Here is a 643-nt window from a genome sequence, read left to right on the forward strand (position 1 = left end):
GGCATCAATTTGCTCTTCAAACTCAAACTTACGCAGATCCTTTTTAGATTTCAGCTCCAGCTTTTTCAATGCAACACTGAGTTGCTGGTTGGATTCATATAACTCTAAGCTTTTCTGTTCCAACAGCTGCTCAGCTGCTTTTCTTGATGCAACTTCTCGTTTGAGTTTCCTTTCTAATGAGGAACTTCCCGTCATATCGTTCTTATTGAGCCTCTAACCAAAAACGTACTTTGCTGCCATCTTCTGACTGGTTTTGATGTTTGATATGAACTACCTCACCAAAATGTGCAGCACAACCTTTTATCAATCCTAAGCATACGTGAGACATACATCTTGCGCTGTGGTAGTCAAATACCAATTGGGATTGGTTTTCACTAATGAAATCAAATTGCGGAGGGTTAGCATCAGGATAGAGCTTCTTAACTTCGACATGAATAAAGTCTTCAACATGGCGAACAAATTGAAACGTCGTTTCACACTGTTGCAAACTGGCGTGACTAGGAATAGAGCGAAGTAAATTCAAAAAGACGCACTCTCCAAACACCTCTTGCAGTTGCTCGGGGGGAACACCAGATACTTTACTGAGATTCACGATCAACTTAACCAAGTCTTTGTGATCGTAACTACCAACAGCGGTGTAAAC

Annotated in this window: 1 protein-coding gene and 1 pseudogene; both read right to left on the bottom strand. The window is 41.1% G+C overall.

All coding sequences use genetic code 11. The features are described from left to right. Positions 1–195: pseudogene (locus IQR33_RS14225) on the bottom strand (hybrid sensor histidine kinase/response regulator); the annotation flags it as partial. A gap of 7 nt (positions 196–202) precedes the next feature. After that, on the bottom strand, positions 203–643 hold a 441-nt coding region (locus tag IQR33_RS14230; protein WP_193843777.1), incomplete at its 5' end, for a heme NO-binding domain-containing protein.

Origin of the sequence: Vibrio sp. OPT46 (assembly GCF_015163535.1) — a bacterium.
GTDB classification, from domain to species: domain Bacteria; phylum Pseudomonadota; class Gammaproteobacteria; order Enterobacterales; family Vibrionaceae; genus Vibrio; species Vibrio alginolyticus.